The following is an 18169-nucleotide window of genomic DNA, read 5'->3' as shown; positions in this document are numbered from 1 at the left end:
ATTATTGACTTCAATTTGATTTTAAGTTTATTCCTACACACTTATTTTGCAACAAACTCTATATCATTGAAAAAGAGGAAGATTGAATTAGCTGTAATTTCAGATGTCCACCTTGGAACATACGGCTGCCATGCGGATGAGCTCATCGCTTACCTAAACAGTATTCAACCCAAGAAACTTATACTGAATGGGGATATCATAGATATTTGGCAATTTAGCAAACGTTATTTCCCAGCTTCGCACTTAAAAGTACTTAGAAAGCTTATTGGTATGGCATCTAAGGGCACAGAAGTTTACTATATCACTGGTAATCATGATGAAATGCTTCGTAAGTTTAGTGATACTTCAATGGGTAATTTTAAAATTGCCAATAAACTTGTACTCAATTTAGATGGTAAAAAGGCATGGATTTTCCATGGTGATGTTTTTGATGTGTCTATCCAAAATGCAAAATGGTTAGCAAAACTTGGTGGCTACGGTTACGATATTCTTATCCTAATAAATAGTTTTATTAATTGGTGTTTGGCTAAGATGGGACGTGAGCGATATTCCCTCTCCAAACGCATAAAAAAAAGCGTTAAAGGCGCCATAAAGTATATCAATAATTTTGAAAAAACCGCAGGAGACCTTGCTATTGAAAACGACTATGATTATGTAATCTGTGGCCATATACATCAACCCAAGAAAGAGCGGTATGAAAATAAGCATGGAAGCTGTCTTTACCTAAATTCTGGGGATTGGGTAGAAAATTTAACTGCTCTGGAATATTCTTTTAAGCGTTGGAAAATATACCATTATAACCATGACAAGCTATCGCCTTTCTTTGTTGACGAAGACCTTAAGGAAATGGACATGAATGAGCTTATCGCTTCCATAACGGATAAAGAATTGGATATTGAAACCATCTCTGAAGTGATAGAAGAAAAAAAGACGAAAAGACCTTAGATAATCAGGGCTTGACACAAGATTGAAACAGGATGTTGTGAATCCCTTTCCGTTCCATCTTTAATTTGATGCCTACAGCTTGTCCCATTTGCTGAAATTATGGTTTCCACCGGGCTTTTCCGCACAGCTGGAAACAATTTAAGCTCACCAACCTTCATACTGGTTTCATAATGTTCTTTTTCATACCCAAAAGAGCCTGCCATTCCGCAACAACCCGATGTAATAATAGAAACCTTATAATTTATGGGCAGGTTAAGCATGTCAAACGTGACTTTCTGGTTAGACAATGCCTTCTGATGGCAATGACTATGAATCTTCACTACTTTTTCCTCTTTTGTAAAACTGTCAGAGGTTATATTTCCTTCGCTAATCTCTGAAGCTAAAAACTCCTCTACTAAAAAGGAACTTGAAGCAAGTTTATCTACTTGTTCTTTATTATGATGCAATCTCTTGTATTCATCCCTAAATGATAGTATTGCTGAAGGTTCCAAGCCAACAATTGGAATATTTTGTAGAAGTATGGTTTCCAATTTAGTCATATTCTTCTCCACCAGTTTTTTAGCCTGTTTTAAGAACCCTTTAGACAAATATGTTCGTCCACTTTCAGCATAAAATAACTGTATATCATATCCCAGCTTACAAAGCAGTTCTACTGCATCTTTACCCACCTGTACATCCAAATACTGAGTAAATTCATCAATATATAGAACCACCTTCTTTAAGGATTGGATGTTTTCAGTCCTAAACTTTTTTAAATAATTTTCAAAATTGAAATTGTAAACTTTTGGAAGAGATCTTTCCGCAGCTACACCAGATGTTTTTTTAAGGAGACCGCCCATTGTTTTGGACTTATAAATGGAATTGGTCAGCCTAGGGAGTTTACTCCCAAGAGCATTGAATCTAGTATTGTGAGCGAATAACTTGCTTCGCAATGGATAACCATTTGTTTCTTGATATTGATAAAGAAACTCTGCTTTTAGGGTCGCCACATCTACGTTGCTTGGGCATTCGCTGGCACAAGCTTTACAACTTAAACACAGGTCAAAAACTTCTTTGAGTTCTTTCTGATTAAACTTATTTGGTTTTTCTGAATTGGTCAAAAACTCCCGCAGGGCATTGGCCCTACCGCGCGTGGTATCTTTCTCATTTTTGGTAGCATGGTAACTGGGGCACATACCGCCAGTCATATTATGGCTTTTTCGACAATCACCACTGCCATTACATTTTTCAGCAGCTTTCAGAATTCCTTCGCTATCTGAAAAATCCATTAATGTCTTTACTTCGGGCTCAACTCGGTTAATTTCATAACGCAACGATTCATCCATGGGAAAGGCATCTACAATTTTCCCTGGGTTGAATATATTATTGGGGTCAAAAACAGATTTTATACGTTTCAGTAATTCATAATTGGCCTCTCCAATCATTAAGGGAATAAATTCCGCTCTTACTATACCATCACCGTGCTCACCACTAAAGCTACCTTTGTATTTTTTGGTGAGTTTTGCTACATCTGTTGTGATGGAACGGAATAAAACGACATCCTCTGATTTTTTCAAGTTAAGAATGGGTCTTAAGTGCAATTCTCCAGCTCCAGCATGGGCATAGTAAACAGCGTCTTGATCATAGCCCTTCATAATTTGAGTGAATTCCCCAATAAAATCTTTTAAATCTTCCAAGGCTACCGCAGTGTCTTCAATACAAGCAACTGCTTTACGGTCACCAACCATATTTCCCAATAAACCTAATCCTGCTTTGCGCAGTTCAAGAGCTTTGTTGATATCATCACCTTTTAAAACCGGGCTTGCATAGCTTAATCCGGATTTTTGAATGCTCGCCAGTAATTCTTGCAATTGTTTTTCCAGTTCATCATCGGTGTTAGCCTTTACCTCCAACATTAAGATTCCCGCAGGATCTCCATCCACAAAAAATCGATTGGCCAATTGTGCTCTATTGTTTTTTGTGCAATCAAGAATGACCTTGTCCATCATCTCGCAGGTATGCAAATTATGCTGCATAACCGGGGCTACATCGCTCAAACAGTCTTCTAAACTACTATAATGCGTGGCTACCATTGCTGATAAAGGCGGCGGTAAATCATCCAATTGTAGGGTGATTTCGGTAGTAAAAGCTAAGGTGCCTTCACTCCCGGACAACAATTTGCATAAATTAAAATCTCCTTCATTAGCTCCAAAAACCTTGTTCTTTAAAAGTTCATCCACTGCATAACCCGTGTTTCTTCTATGGATACTAGGTTTTGGGAATTCTGTTTTAATATTTTCTTGGTTATTGGTGTTGGAAAGCTCCGTATTAATTGCTGAATAAATAATGCCTTCAAGTGAAGTTTGATTCTTCTTGCTTTCAAATTCATCTTTATCCAAATCAGCAAAAAAAGCTTCACTACCATCAGATAATACACAATTAAGAGCAACCACTTTATCCCTTGTAACACCATATTGAATAGATGTGGTACCAGATGAATTGTTACCGACCATTCCACCAATCATACATCTATTAGATGTTGACGTATTTGGTCCAAAAAAAAGACCAAATGGTTTTAAATATTGATTTAACTCATCTCTAACTACCCCAGGTTGAACCTTTATTTGTTTTTTCTCTTTGTCCAAATTCAAAATTTGGGTAAAATGTTTGGAAACATCAACAACAATACCTTCACCTACACATTGTCCTGCCAGGGAAGTTCCCGCAGTTCTAGGAATTAATCCAATACCGTGCTTGTTTGCAAAGGAGATTAAAATTTGAATGTCCTCCTCATTTAATGGGTATGCCACCGCTGCAGGTTGCTTTCTGTAAACAGATGCATCCGTCGCATATAGAGCCCTACTTAAGTGGTCTATTAATAATTGGCCTTGTAATTCTTGAGAGAGAGATTTTAAGAGAGTTTTATCCAATCTGGAACAATTTTTGGTTGTCAAAATAAGTTTTATTGTCAGAAAGCTTTACAAAGCTATCTTTAATTTTTAACTAAACGAGAAACTTATGAGGATTACCACATTATTTACCGGTCTTTTTTTGTTTGCAACAATAGCAGCCAGCGCGCAAGACATTTCTGAACATACTTTAGGGCTTCGTCTTGGCGACAGTGACGGTTTTGGCGCCGAAATCTCTTATCAAAAATCGATTGGACGCTACAACAGAGCTGAATTCAACTTGGGCTGGCGAGACAGCAGACAGTTTGATGCTTTTAAACTATCAGGAGTATACCAATGGGTACATCAATTAGATGGCAATTTTAATTGGTACTATGGTGTTGGTGGCGGATTAGGGAGTGTAGACTTTGAACCAATACCTAATGGAGAAGACAACGATGGCCTTTTTGTTTTTGCTGCAGGAGATATTGGCGTAGAATATAATTTCGATATTCCCTTACTTCTATCCTTGGATTTTAGACCTGAAATAGGGCTGTTGGGCTATGGTGGTTTCGATAATGATTTTGATTTTGACATCGCGCTAGGTATCCGATATCAATTTTAATACACCGATTATATGATTGCCCTTTACTTTCAAGATAAGGTTGAGGGCTTTTTTATGACATAAGTAATGAATACCTTAGCGCCTTAAATAGTAAAAAATGAGAAAAATACTTGCAATTACTTTAGGGGTATTGTTTTTAGCATCATGTAATTCAAAACCTGAGGGTTTTACTTTGAACGCAAAAGTAACCGGTGAATTGGATAACGGTACTAACGTATACTTAAAAACAACAGATTCCCTTAATCAGTTAATTGACATTGATACGACCACAATAGAAAATGGAGTCTTCAGTTTTGAAGGTATACAAGAAAAACCGCAGCTTCATTACATTTTTGTAGAATCCAATGGAGGAAATATTCCTTTTATTCTTGAGAATGGTGCCATCAACTTAAAGTTCCAGAAAGATAGCATGAACTATGCTAAGCTTAAAGGTACTCCTCAAAATGAGCTTTTCATGGGTTTCTTAAACGAATCAAGAAAACTATCTGAGCGGGCTAGATCTATGCAAGATGATATGCGTAATGCGGCTCAACAGCAAGATACCGCTACAGTAACTGCATTGCGTGAAGAATATCTTGAATTTCAAGATGAGGTAAAAACTTTTAATGTTGATTTTGCAAAGGAAAACCCCAATGCCCTTATTTCTGTTTTGATTATTGGAAATTTAATGATGAGCAAAGGGCTTCCCAGTGATGAAGTTAAGGCTCTTTACGACGCACTAACGCCAGAAATGAAGCAATCAAGGCCAGGGGAACAATTAGGAGAGCAGTTGGATAAACAAAAAACCACCGAAATTGGAGGTATAGCACCTGAGTTTTCTGCTCCTACTCCAAACGGAGATTTATTGGCACTAAGCGATGTAAAAGGAAAATTAACCTTAGTAGATTTTTGGGCAGCTTGGTGCAGACCTTGCAGGGCAGAAAATCCAAATATCGTTTCTGTTTATAATAAGTACCATGAAAAAGGTCTTAATGTAATTGGTGTTTCTTTAGATACCCGTGCAGAGGATTGGACAAAGGCCATAGAGTCTGACGGTCTTGCGTGGAACCATATCTCCAACTTAAAACGTTTTCAGGACCCGGTTGCGCAGTTATATAACATTAATGCAATTCCAGCCGCTTTTCTTATAGATGAAAACGGGGTGATTGTTGCAAAAGATTTAAGAGGCCCAGCTTTGGAACAAAAGGTTGCAGAACTGCTTAACTAAACTAATAAGGATTTATAACAAAAAAGCCCCAGACTAGTCTGGGGCTTTTTTGTTTACTAAGAGTTACCTTTAGATTTTTCCCATTTTTTCTAAAATGAAGAGAATTATAATGGGAACTGCCAATAGAAGCACTATTAAAGTATCCGTTACAAAGAGGTCAGGCCTAAACAACAGTGTAATTACGTACCCGCCTATTGCCCCTCCAAAATGTGCAGTATGTCCAATATTACCCAATCTACTTTTCATTCCATAAATCGAGTACAAAAGATAAGCTATACCCAATACGTATGCAGGCAATGGTATTGGAATAAACATGATTCCCAACTGCATGTTGGGGTTTAACAGAATGGCTGCGTACAAAATACCAGTAACAGCCCCGCTTGCACCAACTGCGCTATAATACGGTTCGTTTTTATGAAAGAAGAGTGCCAAAAGACTTCCTCCGATAAGACTAATAAAGTAGATAATCAAAAATTTAACTGGACCAAACCCATTAATCACCACATTGGCGAAAAAATAGAGGGTAAACATATTGAAAAACAAGTGGGAAATGTCAACATGCAAAAAACCAGACGTTACAGTTCTTTCCCTTTGTCCGGCTTTTACTCCTCCAATGCTAAATTTGTATCGATCAAAAAAAACAGAATCACTAAATCCTCTCAAAGACACAATGATATTCACAGCGATAATAGCAATAGTAGCCGCATGCAAATTGTACATATTCTATAATATTAGGGGCAAATATAGCTATATTTGCCACAAGATTTACTTATGCAATTAGTTGTTTTTATCCTTGCTTACCCCCTACTCTGGTTGGTTTCCAGACTTCCATTCAGAATACTTTATTTTATTTCTGATATCGTGTATCAATTACTTTATCATGTTGTTGGATATCGTAAAAAAGTGGTACGCAGTAATCTAGCATTGGTTTTCCCAGAAAAATCAGATAGCGAACGTTTATTGATAGAAAAGAAGTTCTACAAACATCTTTGCGATATATTTTTAGAAATGGCAAAGACCTTGGGAATTAGCAATAGACAAATGAATGAAAGATATGCTTTTACCAATGTAGAGGTGATGAAAAAACTGGAAGGCGAAGGTAAAAACATAATGATAATGATGCCGCATTATGCAAGTTGGGAATGGGTTTTTTCTTTAAACTCCCAGGTTAGCTCCAAAGCATATGCTATTTATCAAGCCATTCAAAATAAGCACTTTGATAAATTAGTACGTGATATACGAGGTAAGTATGGCACAACACTTATCAAAACCCATGAAAGCAGAAAAATAATAAAAGATGCAAAAGAAAGCGGTGAGTTAATCACGGTTGGTATCATTAGCGACCAATCTCCCATGCTAAATAGAACACGTCACTGGGCAAAATTTATGAATATTACCGTACCCATTCATGTTGGAGGCGAAGAACTTTGTAAGGTTCATGATATTATCCCGATTTATCTTAAGGTTAAAAAACTGAAACGCGGTTATTATCAAGGTACTTTTAAAGTGCTATCCGAAAAGCCAACAGAAGCAGAAGGATACGAAATTTCTGAAGCTTTTTTGAGAGAGGTTGAAAAATCTATTTATGAAGCTCCTGAATATTATTTTTGGACGCATAAAAGGTGGAAACATAAGGATAAGATGCCCAAAGAGTTTCAAAACATGGTAAACTCCAATGTCAATCAAAAAACGATTTAAAAAACGACATCTTCTTTTTGCACTTGTATTAGGGTATTTACTTTTTGCCAACTCTTGTATGACCATGCGTACTTCATTTAAAAAAACAGCTGCCTTTTTTCAAGAAAAGAACGTAGCCTATCTAGATGAAACCCTTGAGCTGCATGGAAAAGATCTACATTACATTGAAACAGGTAATAAAGATGGGCAAACATTGGTTTTTGTTCACGGATCCCCGGGAAGTTGGGATGCCTATAAAGCCTATCTCACGGATTCAGTTCTCTTAAAAAAATTTCGAATCATAGCTCCTGATAGACCAGGTTTTGGAAATAGTAATTTTCGAAGAAGTATGGGGCTTAAACCTCAAGCAATTCTTCTTAATGAACTTTTGAGGCAATTGGACAATGGGAAACCACAAACCTTAATCGGTCATTCCTATGGAGGTCCATTAATCGTACAAATGGCACTGGAACAACCAGAGTTGTATGAAAACTTGGTGATATTGGCCGGGGCTTTGGACCCTGCCGCTGAAAAACCAGAAAAGTGGCGTAAACCATTAACTTGGTTTCCCTTAAAGTATTTGGTGCCCGGAGCACTTAAACCTTCCAACGACGAGCTTTGGATGCTTAAAGAAGATTTAAAGGTGATGCAACCTCAATTAAATCAGCTAACGCAGCACACTTTAATCATTCACGGCGAAGAAGACAAATTGGTACCCTACCAAAACGTACCCTTTATGGAGAAGCATTTCTCTAACGTAGACAGCTTAAAAGTGATTTCCATAAAAAAAGAAAACCATTTCATTGTTTGGAGCCAAGAACAGTTAGTGAAAAACTCAATACTTTTATGGGTTATTAAATAATTGATTTAAAATTAATTATAGTAATGGACGTTGATCATGTTGCAAACTTTTTCAATGCCATAAGAAAGGACGAGTCTTTAAAAGCGGATATTAACGATGCCAGCGTTTCTACCATGTTATGCCATTTAGGAAATATGGCTCAGGATGCCGGACACACTTTGAAAATTGATACAACTACCGGAAAAGTGCTTAATGATGATGCCGTTATGAAAAATTGGAAAAGAGAATATGAGCAAGGTTGGGAACCTAAACTATAAAAAATGAAGCGAAGAGATTTTGTTGCAAAAACTGGTATAGCTGTAGCCGGAATATCCACTATAAATGCCAGTGTACTATACCCATCTAAGAATGATGTGCTCAATATAGGCGTTATTGGAACTGGTGACAGAGGCGGCGGACTTATTCCTATAATCAATAAAATTGAAGGTATGAATGTTAGTGCTTGTGCCGATGTTCTTCCATTTAGATTGCAAAGTGGTTTAGAAAAAGCTCATGGTAAGGCAAAAGGTTATTCAGATTATAGGGAACTTCTAGATAATAAGGATATCGATGCGGTTTTAATCGCCACGCCATTCAGCACACATAGTCAAATTGCCATTGATTCTCTAGATGCAGGAAAACATGTGTACTGTGAAAAGACCATGGTAAAAGGATATTCGGCAATCAAAGAATTGGTGGGCAAGGCTACAAAATCAGAAAAAATATTCCAAACTGGACACCAATATCATAGTTCCAGATTATACACACACCTTGTTGACTTAATTCAAAATGGAAAAATTGGTAAGGTCACCGCAATAGAATGTCAATGGAACCGAAATGGTAACTGGCGAAGACCAGTACAAAATCCAGAGCATGAAAGAGCCATTAATTGGCGAATGTATCGCGAGTTTTCTGGAGGACTTTTGGCAGAGCTCTGCTCCCATCAATTAGATTTTAGCAATTGGGTTTTAAATGCAGTTCCCACTCAGGTTATGGGTGATGGCGGAATAGATTATTGGAAAGATGGAAGGGAAACTCTAGATAATGTTCATATGATTTATAGCTATCCGAATGGAGTCCGAGCCAAATTCACATGCTTAACCAGTAATTCAAAAGATGATTACCTCATTAAGGTGTATGGAGATAAGGGTACTATTACAATTGACTATACCAAAGCCTGGTTTTATCCAGAAAAGTCTAAAAACGCCAAAGAAATTGGTGAAGTTGATGGGGTTTCTGGCGCTACTATAAAATGGGATCAAGAAAAAGGGATTCCTATAGAAGTTGAGCATTTAGATCCAAGCAAACAGGCGTTGTTAGATTTTAGAGACAGTGTATTTCATAATTCCATGCCCAAATCCAATGTAGTTACTGGAGCCAAAGCGGCAACTTGCGTTCAAATGGGATTGGATGCATTATATGATGGTGAAATAGTACATTGGAAAAACGGACTCCTCTCATAGTAAAGAGCTTATGACATAAACTTTTCTTAAAGTTAGTTTCCTTTATCTATTGTTTCCTAAATTATATCACAATCAAAAAATGAAACGATGAAACAACTGTTTGCCCTAATTACTTTGTGCTTTTTTGGGCTATCCATGGCGCAAGAAACCAAAGTAGTTCCTGAAGAAACAATCACTTCTATTAAAAAAGATATTTGGATTCCGTTTATGGAAGCATATGCCAATCTGGATTCAAAAAAACTGAAATCAATCCATTCAGCAGATATTGTCAGAATCTATTTAGATCAGAATATCGTGGAAAACGGCCAAAGCTACATGGATAATTTTGGAGGTTTTTTAAACGACATGAAGCAACGCGATGACCGTTTGGGAATAGCTTTTACCATTTTAACTACCGCCATCGATGAAAAAGAGGAATTGGCCTACCAAACAGGATATTACCGTTTTAGTTCCAAACGAAAAGATGACCCTGACTTAGTGGTTAGAGGTTATGGTCTTTTTAATGTCGGATTAAAAAAAGAAGGCGGCGTTTGGAAATTATGGCTTGATTCTGATAAAAGAATCAATATTGACGCCGCTGAATTCAACAGTCAAGATATCATCTACGAATTGAATGATTGAGATTATTCTAATCCAGCTACCTCTTTAATCTCATCAATAATACGGTCTGCCAGCTCGTTTGCTGCTTGCTGACTTTTAGCTTCTGTATAAATACGAATAATAGGTTCTGTATTTGATTTACGAAGATGCACCCAGTTTTCAGCGAAATCTATTTTTACCCCGTCAATGGTTGATACTTGCTCGTTTTTATATTTGTTGTGCATGGCTTCCAATAAGGCATCCACATCCAACTCTGGTGTCAACTGAATTTTCTTTTTGCTCATAAAGTAGCTAGGGTAACTTGCCCTAAGCTCGGCAACGGTGCCTCCTTTTTCTGCCATTAACATTAAAAACAATGCTGTCCCTACCAAAGAATCGCGCCCATAATGACTTTCAGGGTAAATAATTCCTCCATTACCCTCTCCTCCAATGATTGCATTGTTAGCTTTCATTTTAGTGACCACATTCACTTCTCCAACAGCTGCCGCTTCATAGGTTCCGCCATGTTTTTCTGTAATATCACGAAGTGCTCTGGAGGAAGACAGATTAGAAACTGTATTGCCCTTGGTTTTTCCCAACACATAATCAGCGCATGCAACTAAGGTATATTCCTCACCAAAAATCTCTCCATCATTGCTTATAAATGCAAGCCTATCAACGTCTGGATCAACAACAATACCAAAATCAGCTTGTTCTTCAACAACCAACTTACAGATATCACCCAAATGCTCCTTCAAGGGTTCAGGATTATGCGGAAAATGACCTGTAGGTTCGCAATACAACTTTATTACTTCAACCCCTAATTCTTCCAGCAGCTTCGGAATGGCTATTCCACCTGTGGAATTAACTCCGTCTACAACTACTTTGAAGCCTGCTTTTTTTATCACCTCTTTATCTACCAAAGGAAGTTCCAAAACTTCATCAATATGAATATCAATATAAGAATCGTTCTTAATGATTTCTCCCAAGTCATCTACTTCGGCAAAGTTAAAATCTTCTTTTTCTGCCAATTCCAGAATTATAGCTCCTTGTTTTGCATCCAAAAATTCACCCCGCTCATTTAGTAATTTAAGGGCATTCCATTGTTTGGGGTTATGACTGGCAGTAAGGATAATTCCACCATCCGCTTTTTCTATAGGAACCGCAATTTCAACAGTGGGGGTGGTGGACAAACCTAAATCAATTACATCAATACCAAGCCCAACAAGGGTCGATACCACCAAATTCTGTATCATTTCTCCAGACAAACGGGCATCCCTTCCAATAACGACGGTCAATTTCTCTTTTCCTGCATAATCTTTTAACCATGTTCCATAAGCTGCTGCAAATTTTACAGCATCAATTGGGGTAAGATTATCATTTGTGGTTCCTCCAATAGTACCACGTATTCCTGAAATTGATTTTATAAGCGTCATAATTGTTAAAAAAGTTTTTGCAAATATAAACGGGTATTCTCTATTCCATGTTTTGAATTTGTAAATTTCATCAGAAAAGAAAACTATCGCAATGAATTTCTTGGCTCATATTTATCTGTCTTTTGATGATAAGGAAATAACCCTTGGGAATTTTTTTGCCGATCATATCCGTGGAAATAAGTTCAAACACTTTCCAGAAAGGATTCAAAAGGGAATTTTATTACATAGAGAGATAGACACTTTTACAGATTCTCACCCGATTGCCAAACAGAGCAGTAAGCGACTTCACAAAAACTACAGTCATTACAGCAGGGTGATCGTAGATATTTTTTACGATCATTTTTTGGCCAAAAACTGGCAAAACTATTCTAAAGTACCATTAGAAGAGTTTATTGAAAACTTTTATGATCTACTGGAAGACAACTATACCATTTTGCCATTGGCAACGCAACGTATGATGCCCTATATGATTACGGACAACTGGTTGCTGAGTTACGCAGATTTGAACGGTATTTCAAAAGTACTTGCAGGTATGAACAGAAGAACAAAAAACAAATCCAAAATGAATTTTGCCATTTTAGATTTAGAAGAGCATTACAGTGCTTTTGAAAATGAGTTTACCCTTTTTTTTGAAGAATTGATTACCTTTTCCCAACAAAAATTTAATTCCCTATGCGAAGAATAATACTTGCAATCCCATTTCTTTTATTTCTAAACTGTAAACAACAACCTGCCCTCCCTACTGGATTAATAACCGAAAAAGCAATGGTAGTTTCTGCAAGAGAAGAAGCTTCCAAAATAGGTTCCGAAATCATGCAGAAAGGCGGTAACGCTTTTGATGCCATGGTGGCCACTGAATTGGCTCTGGCAGTCGCCTATCCCTTTGCTGGTAACCTTGGCGGTGGTGGTTTTATGGTCTACAGAAAAAATAATGGAGATATTGGAGGCTTGGACTATAGAGAAAAGGCTCCGCTCTCAGCACATAGAGATATGTATTTGGACTCCCTAGGCAACGTAATTCCAGATATGAGCACCGTTGGCGCTACCGCAGCAGGAGTTCCGGGTACCGTGGCTGGTGTTATGGAAGTACACAAAAAGTTTGGTTCATTACCACTTTCAGATATACTTGCTCCTGTAATTGAGTTAGCAAAAAGAGGTGTAGTGGTTACTGAAAAGCAGGCAAAACGATTAGAAAGTTATAAAGAGCGTTTTATTCAAGTGAACGGGGATAGTACAAAATTTGCTGCCAATTTTGTCCAAGGAGATACTATCAAATACGCTGCTCTGGCATCAACCTTGGAAAAAATCTTAGCGAAAGGAAGAGATGGTTTTTACAAAGGTGAAGTGGCTGAAAAACTGGCAACCTTTGTTCAGGAAAAAGGTGGCTTTATTACTACTGAAGATTTGGAAAAATACGAAGCTAAATGGCGTCAGCCCGTAGTTTTCAACTATAAGGATTTACGCGTAATTTCCATGAGTCCGCCAAGTAGCGGCGGGGTAACCATCAATCAAATTTTTAAAATGATTGAACCTCATGATATGTCCAAATTTGGACATAATTCTCCCAGATCGATTCAATTGTTTACCGAAGCTGCACGACGTGCCTATGCAGATCGTAATTATTTCTTAGGAGATCCAGATTTTGCGGATATTCCACTAGACGTACTTTTAAGTGATGCCTATTTACAAGAACGCATGCAGGATTTTTCTTTTGACAAAGCCACATTGTCATCAGACGTTGGACATGGGGAAGTAGAAATTGTTGAAAGTATGGAAACCACCCACTACTCCATTGTTGATAGTGAAGGAAATGCAATTTCCGCAACAACCACCTTAAATGGAGGCTATGGGTCTAAATTGTATTCAGAAGAGCTTGGCTTCTTTTTAAATAACGAAATGGATGATTTTAGTTCCAAAGCCGGTGTCCCAAATATGTTTGGTCTTATTGGGGCCGAAGCAAACAGCATAGCACCCGAAAAACGTATGCTAAGCAGCATGACTCCAACATTGGTGGAAAAAGACGGAAAACTTTATATGGTAGTGGGCACTCCTGGCGGTTCTACAATAATAACTGCAGTGGCACAAACCATTCTTAATGTTTATGAGTACAACCTGAGTATGCAAGAGGCCGTGAATGCACCACGTTTTCATCATCAATGGTTACCCGACATGGTTATTTTTGAACCTGAAGGATTTTCTGATGAGTTAAAAAGTGAAATGAAATCCAAAGGATATATCATTAACGAGGAACGTACTCCTATTATAGGAAAAGTAGATGCTATACGCGTGCTGAAAGATGGAAGGTTGGAAGGTGGCGCAGACAAAAGAGGAGATGATACTGCGGTAGGGTATTAAAAATGGTTAGAATGGCATACGATGTTGTAATTCTCACAGACCGCAAATACGCAAATACTGAAAGTAATGAAAAATCTGTTGCCACTGTGCTGATAGAAGATACGTTGGTATCGGATGCTTTGAAGAACAACGGGCTTAGGGTAACAAGAAAATCTTGGGATGATGCTGAATTTGATTGGACATCTACCAAATATGCCTTGTTCAGAAGCACATGGGACTGTTTTGAACGCTTTCCGGAATTTTCACTTTGGCTAAAAAATGTCTCTAGAAAGACACAACTCATTAATTCTGAAAATTTAATTGGCTGGAACATAGACAAGCATTATATGCAGGATATGGCTAGCGCTGGAATTACTATTCCCAAAACTTTGTTTATTGAAAAAGGGACGCTGACCAGTTTAAAAGAAGCGTATGACAACGCAATTGAAAATCATAATTTCAGTTCTAAAGCTTTTGTCCTAAAACCTTGTTTTTCTGGCGGGGCAAGACACACCTATAAAATTCTACCGGAAGAAATCATTCAACATGAAGTTGTTTTTCAAGAATTGATTGCAAATGAGGCTATGATGCTTCAAGAGTTTCAACAAAATATAGTGGAACAAGGGGAAATATCAATGATGGTATTCAACGGAAAGTTCACCAATGCTGTTTTAAAAATAGCCAAACCTGGCGATTTTAGGGTACAGGATGATTTTGGCGGGAGTGTTCAAGAATACACGCCTTCAGAAGAGGAAATCAAATTTGCCGAAAAAGTGGTTATAGCAGCTCCAGAGCTTCCAATTTATGCCCGAGTGGATATTTTTAAAGACAATGACGGTAATTGGGCTTTGGCAGAACTGGAAATCTTTGAACCAGAACTTTGGTTTAGGCTTTATCCCAAAGCGGCAGATACCCTTGCTACTTCCATAAAAGAAAGGCTTTTTTAATGAAGCGTGCTTTCAAAATTATAGGGGTATTGGCTTTAGGGCTACTACTTTTCTTATGGTTTGTTCATGAACCCTTACCCAAAGGAAATCCAAGTGTAGAAGCAGATATGCTTGCACATAAGATGCTAAATGCTCTTAATCATCAGAACTATAAGGAGACCCGTTTTTTAGAATGGTCATACAGGAATGGCGCAAATCAATATAAATGGGATAGAAAAAAGGGAGTCATTGATGTAAAATGGGATGAATATCTGGTACAGCTAGACCTGGTCAACACGGAAAGTAGCAAGGTGACAAAATCTGGGAAGCATATTTCTCACCAAAAAGAAAACAAAGCTATTGCCAAAGCCCTAAAAACGTTCAATAATGATTCCTTTTGGTTGGTTGCCCCCTATAAGGTGTTTGATAAAGGTACAGCGAGAAGTATTGTAGTGCTTGACGATGGGTCTCAGGGTTTGTTGGTTTCATATTCGCAAGGTGGCACAACCCCAGGTGACCATTACTTATGGAAATTGAAGCCAGACGGATTTCCCAGTAGTTTTAAAATGTGGGTCAAAATTATTCCCATTGGTGGAATTGAAGCCACTTGGAACGATTGGAAAATAATGGAAAGCGGTGCTTATCTGCCAAAAGCTCATAAACTAGGCCCTTTGACTCTGGATATGGGAAACATTAAAGGGTATAACTAATTTCAATCATATTTCGCTCAATCCGTATTCAGCTAGTACTACCCCCCACTCTTGGGTCTCCATAATCTCTAAAATGGCCTGAGAAATTTTTTGTTCTAGCTCAACATTGTTTTTTGCTATTCCGAAGGCATAAAATTGAACATCAAATTTAATCGGCAATAATTCCAGCTCATTTAAACTTGAATCCTTTTTAATTCGATATTGCAAAATAGGCTCATCATAGATAAAAGCGTCTATCTTTTCCTCCCTTAAATCTGTTAACCCAGGGATGACTCCATTGTAAAGAGAAATATCTTTAAAGAAATGTGCCTTTAAAAAGTCATTTGCACTTGACCTATTAACTGTTCCCACGCTGCGTTTTTTAAAAGCATCAAAACTATCCGTATTATCTGCAAGTTGATTTACCGTAAGACTTGAGGCTATACTGGCAGTAAGCCCTGAGACAAACAACAAACCACTGAACATTAGCCCCAAGGCTGCAATCTTACCCAATCTTGTTTTAGGAGCTTTATCTCCATATCCTACTGTGGTAACTGTAACCATAGACCACCAAAGACCATCCCAGATTCCCTTAAGGCTAGTGCGAAAATGTTCGGGATTACTGCGTTTTTCAAAGAGCCAAATCAGGGTGCCAAAAAATAGTAAGATAAAAAAGAGAACCAAAAACCCTCTGAGAAAATTAACATGGAAAAAAGCATCCAAAAAATTCTTCAGTTTTTGTAGGGATGAGCTTTTAGCAACAGCAATGGTAGAGTGCGAAGCAAAAAAGGAATGGGTAAACTCCATCTGCTTACTGCGCGCTCCTGTTATGGTGAGTGGATTTATACTTACGTCTATATTTCCCTGTCTTAAAGAATCCAGCATAGTACTAAAATCCATTTGAACCATTTTATACTCCAAATCAAGTTCTTCTGCTACACGGTTCCATAACCACACATTAATGCCATCCAACAACTCCCCTTCTTGAATAATAAATGGAGCGGCTGTTGTATATCCAACTAACAGCGTATCTCGTTTAGTTTGTCCAAACAAACTAGAAAAAGCACTCAAAAAGAGTACAACAAAGAATAGTTTTTTCACAGCGAAGCAAGAGGTTGGTTAAGCAACTAATATAGTCAAGAATTGTTAAAACAGATTTAATGCAATGAGAAATGAAATTCGTGCCGCAGCATGATACATATCATTGGAAAGATTTCGCATCCTTACTACCTTCATTCACTAAATACATTGAGATGAAACAACTTTTGAAATCCATGATACTCATCTGTCTTATGGCAGCATATACTATGGGGCATTCCCAAAAAGGAATGGGAGAATCGGATGGAGTAGCTCGCAAAGGGGATATTCCAGAACTTGTTACTTTGAAGGGCGTGATACAAGAAATAAAAAAAGGCCCTTGTACATATACTACGGGCAAATCTGCATCTGGTACTCATTTGATAATCAATACAGCCCATGAAGTTGTTTTGAATGTGCATTTAGGACCTACAAAAAAGGTTTCTGAATTTGTTGACAATAGTATAAACGATGAAATTGAAATCATCGCTTTTAGGACAGAAAAACTCCCAAAAGACCATTATATTGCTAAAGAGCTCATATACAATGATGATGAGTTAGTATTACGAGACGAGTATCTTAGACCATTTTGGGCTAATAAACGCAGCAAGGGATTTTGGAAGTAGCCTTCATAGAGTAAGGTTGGTTGCTAGGGGGTATTCATAAGTATCCCCTAGTTTTTTACAGTCCCCATTTGCTGTTTCAACTCCTCCATAGATTGATGAAGTTGTCTTAACAGCCCCGTGTCAGTAGTGGCATCAACATTAAAGGTCAATTTACTGCTCACTTCCCAGATTTCCTGTATCTGGAAGGGTTTTATGTCGTATGGTGGGTAGGTTTCATTCAAAGAAACTAATGTAATATTATTGGAGTTTGGTCGCTTTTCAATCTTCTTGACCAATACTGCATCCTGCAACACTACAACGTACATTTTATTTGCGCTTATGTGATCAATATGCTCAACAGATTTGGCCAATACCCAATCGTTAGGTCTTAAATTAGGCAACATACTATCCCCTTCTACTTGAAAACCTCGGTAGGTGGCATTTCTAAACTCAGGAATGGGCAAATCAAACGCTGGTAATTGATGGTACCAACTAGTATCCGCAATATTTTGGGGGTATCCAGCAGCAGCTTTCGCATTTACCAAAACCATATTGTCATTATCGGCACTATCTACGGTTACTACCTTCGGAATTACACTGGTTCTAGAAGTTTCCAAATGTTTTTCCTCACTTTCTCCAAACAACCAAAGTGGATTAATATTGAATTGTTTCAACAACTCAGCTACTACTTTACCTGATAATTTGGTGCGTCCCCGTTCAATATCTGCCGTAGTACTGGAAATACCCAACAACTTGGCAAATTCGGCCTGTGTATGCCCCAAATCTCTTCGAATATCAATAAAACGTTTTAGTGTCAACTCATTCTCCATACCTCAAATATAACAAATTTGGAATATTTCCAAAAAATAATTTGGAATATTTCCATTTTTAGGAATAT

General features: G+C 37.7%; 18 protein-coding genes. 13 read left to right on the top strand and 5 right to left on the bottom strand.

Translation table 11 applies throughout. From position 1 onward, the window contains the following. Positions 1-66 precede the first annotated feature (66 nt). Positions 67-945 (top strand): UDP-2,3-diacylglucosamine diphosphatase, encoded by an 879-nt coding sequence (locus SJY44_RS11295; RefSeq protein ID WP_396589791.1) that lies wholly within the window; start codon positions 67-69, stop codon positions 943-945. On the opposite strand, the gene SJY44_RS11290 is transcribed toward SJY44_RS11295, so the two are convergent. Continuing rightward, the gene (locus SJY44_RS11290; RefSeq protein WP_396589790.1) at positions 942-3854 is read right to left on the bottom strand and encodes an FAD-binding and (Fe-S)-binding domain-containing protein; all 2913 of its coding nucleotides are present in this window, start codon (positions 3852-3854) and stop codon (positions 942-944) included. The genes SJY44_RS11295 and SJY44_RS11290 overlap by 4 nt on opposite strands. Before the next feature lie 88 nt (positions 3855-3942). Between SJY44_RS11290 and SJY44_RS11285 the strand changes: the two genes are divergently transcribed. Both SJY44_RS11285 and SJY44_RS11280 read left to right on the top strand, forming a co-directional pair. Then, complete coding sequence (locus tag SJY44_RS11285; RefSeq protein ID WP_396589789.1) at positions 3943-4437, top strand: hypothetical protein; 495 nt, start codon at positions 3943-3945, stop codon at positions 4435-4437. 97 nt (positions 4438-4534) lie between these two features. Further along, positions 4535-5644, top strand: a complete 1110-nt coding sequence (locus SJY44_RS11280) for a redoxin domain-containing protein (RefSeq protein WP_396589788.1) — start codon at positions 4535-4537, stop codon at positions 5642-5644. Between the two features lie 69 nt (positions 5645-5713). Here SJY44_RS11280 and SJY44_RS11275 read toward each other — a convergent pair whose 3' ends face one another. After that, positions 5714-6364 (bottom strand): rhomboid family intramembrane serine protease, encoded by a 651-nt coding sequence (locus SJY44_RS11275; RefSeq protein ID WP_396589787.1) that lies wholly within the window; start codon positions 6362-6364, stop codon positions 5714-5716. A 51-nt stretch (positions 6365-6415) separates the two neighbouring features. On the opposite strand from SJY44_RS11275, the gene SJY44_RS11270 reads away from it, so the two are divergent. The 5 genes from SJY44_RS11270 to SJY44_RS11250 all read left to right on the top strand — a co-directional run bounded on the left by SJY44_RS11270 (position 6416) and on the right by SJY44_RS11250 (position 10246). After that, positions 6416-7342 carry a lysophospholipid acyltransferase family protein gene (locus tag SJY44_RS11270; RefSeq protein ID WP_396589786.1) on the top strand — a complete coding sequence of 309 codons (927 nt, stop codon included), beginning with the start codon at positions 6416-6418 and terminating at the stop codon, positions 7340-7342. Continuing rightward, complete coding sequence (locus SJY44_RS11265) at positions 7320-8183, top strand: alpha/beta fold hydrolase (protein WP_396589785.1); 864 nt, start codon at positions 7320-7322, stop codon at positions 8181-8183. The genes SJY44_RS11270 and SJY44_RS11265 overlap by 23 nt, the downstream gene beginning before the upstream one ends. Positions 8184-8206: 23 nt before the next feature. Continuing rightward, on the top strand, positions 8207-8440 hold the full coding sequence (locus SJY44_RS11260; protein ID WP_396589784.1) for a hypothetical protein: 234 nt from the start codon (positions 8207-8209) through the stop codon (positions 8438-8440). A 3-nt stretch (positions 8441-8443) separates the two neighbouring features. Then, positions 8444-9625 (top strand): Gfo/Idh/MocA family protein, encoded by a 1182-nt coding sequence (locus SJY44_RS11255; protein WP_396589783.1) that lies wholly within the window; start codon positions 8444-8446, stop codon positions 9623-9625. An 87-nt stretch (positions 9626-9712) separates the two neighbouring features. After that, the gene (locus SJY44_RS11250) at positions 9713-10246 is read left to right on the top strand and encodes a hypothetical protein (RefSeq protein ID WP_396589782.1); all 534 of its coding nucleotides are present in this window, start codon (positions 9713-9715) and stop codon (positions 10244-10246) included. 2 nt (positions 10247-10248) lie between these two features. On the opposite strand, the gene glmM is transcribed toward SJY44_RS11250, so the two are convergent. Continuing rightward, the gene (gene glmM / locus SJY44_RS11245) at positions 10249-11640 is read right to left on the bottom strand and encodes a phosphoglucosamine mutase (protein ID WP_396589781.1); all 1392 of its coding nucleotides are present in this window, start codon (positions 11638-11640) and stop codon (positions 10249-10251) included. 91 nt (positions 11641-11731) lie between these two features. Here glmM and SJY44_RS11240 point away from each other — a divergent pair, with 91 nt between their 5' ends. Genes SJY44_RS11240 through SJY44_RS11225 form a run of 4 tightly spaced genes read left to right on the top strand, consistent with a single transcriptional unit; the run spans position 11732 to position 15610 of the window. Beyond that, positions 11732-12325, top strand: a complete 594-nt coding sequence (locus SJY44_RS11240) for an acyl carrier protein phosphodiesterase (protein WP_298926125.1) — start codon at positions 11732-11734, stop codon at positions 12323-12325. Continuing rightward, a complete protein-coding gene (gene ggt, locus SJY44_RS11235; protein ID WP_396589780.1) occupies positions 12313-13995 on the top strand; it encodes a gamma-glutamyltransferase in 1683 nt (560 codons plus the stop codon). Before SJY44_RS11240 ends, ggt begins: the two co-directional genes overlap by 13 nt. 11 nt (positions 13996-14006) lie before the next feature. Further along, positions 14007-14921, top strand: a complete 915-nt coding sequence (locus SJY44_RS11230) for a RimK family alpha-L-glutamate ligase (protein WP_396589779.1) — start codon at positions 14007-14009, stop codon at positions 14919-14921. Next, on the top strand, positions 14921-15610 hold the full coding sequence (locus SJY44_RS11225; RefSeq protein ID WP_396589778.1) for a hypothetical protein: 690 nt from the start codon (positions 14921-14923) through the stop codon (positions 15608-15610). Before SJY44_RS11230 ends, SJY44_RS11225 begins: the two co-directional genes overlap by 1 nt. Before the next feature lie 6 nt (positions 15611-15616). On the opposite strand, the gene SJY44_RS11220 is transcribed toward SJY44_RS11225, so the two are convergent. After that, positions 15617-16690, bottom strand: a complete 1074-nt coding sequence (locus SJY44_RS11220; protein ID WP_396589777.1) for a transporter substrate-binding domain-containing protein — start codon at positions 16688-16690, stop codon at positions 15617-15619. Positions 16691-16842: 152 nt separating this feature from the next. Between SJY44_RS11220 and SJY44_RS11215 the strand changes: the two genes are divergently transcribed. Next, on the top strand, positions 16843-17292 hold the full coding sequence (locus SJY44_RS11215) for a hypothetical protein (RefSeq protein ID WP_396589776.1): 450 nt from the start codon (positions 16843-16845) through the stop codon (positions 17290-17292). A 47-nt stretch (positions 17293-17339) separates the two neighbouring features. Here SJY44_RS11215 and SJY44_RS11210 read toward each other — a convergent pair whose 3' ends face one another. Continuing rightward, a complete protein-coding gene (locus SJY44_RS11210; protein ID WP_298926110.1) occupies positions 17340-18101 on the bottom strand; it encodes a LexA family transcriptional regulator in 762 nt (253 codons plus the stop codon). Positions 18102-18169 lie beyond the last annotated feature (68 nt).

Source organism: Allomuricauda sp. R78024 (assembly GCF_044596045.1).
In the GTDB taxonomy this organism is placed as follows: Bacteria; Bacteroidota; Bacteroidia; order Flavobacteriales; family Flavobacteriaceae; genus Flagellimonas.
The sequence above is the reverse complement of the archived record's forward strand: the minus strand, read 5'-3'. Positions and strand labels throughout refer to the sequence as shown.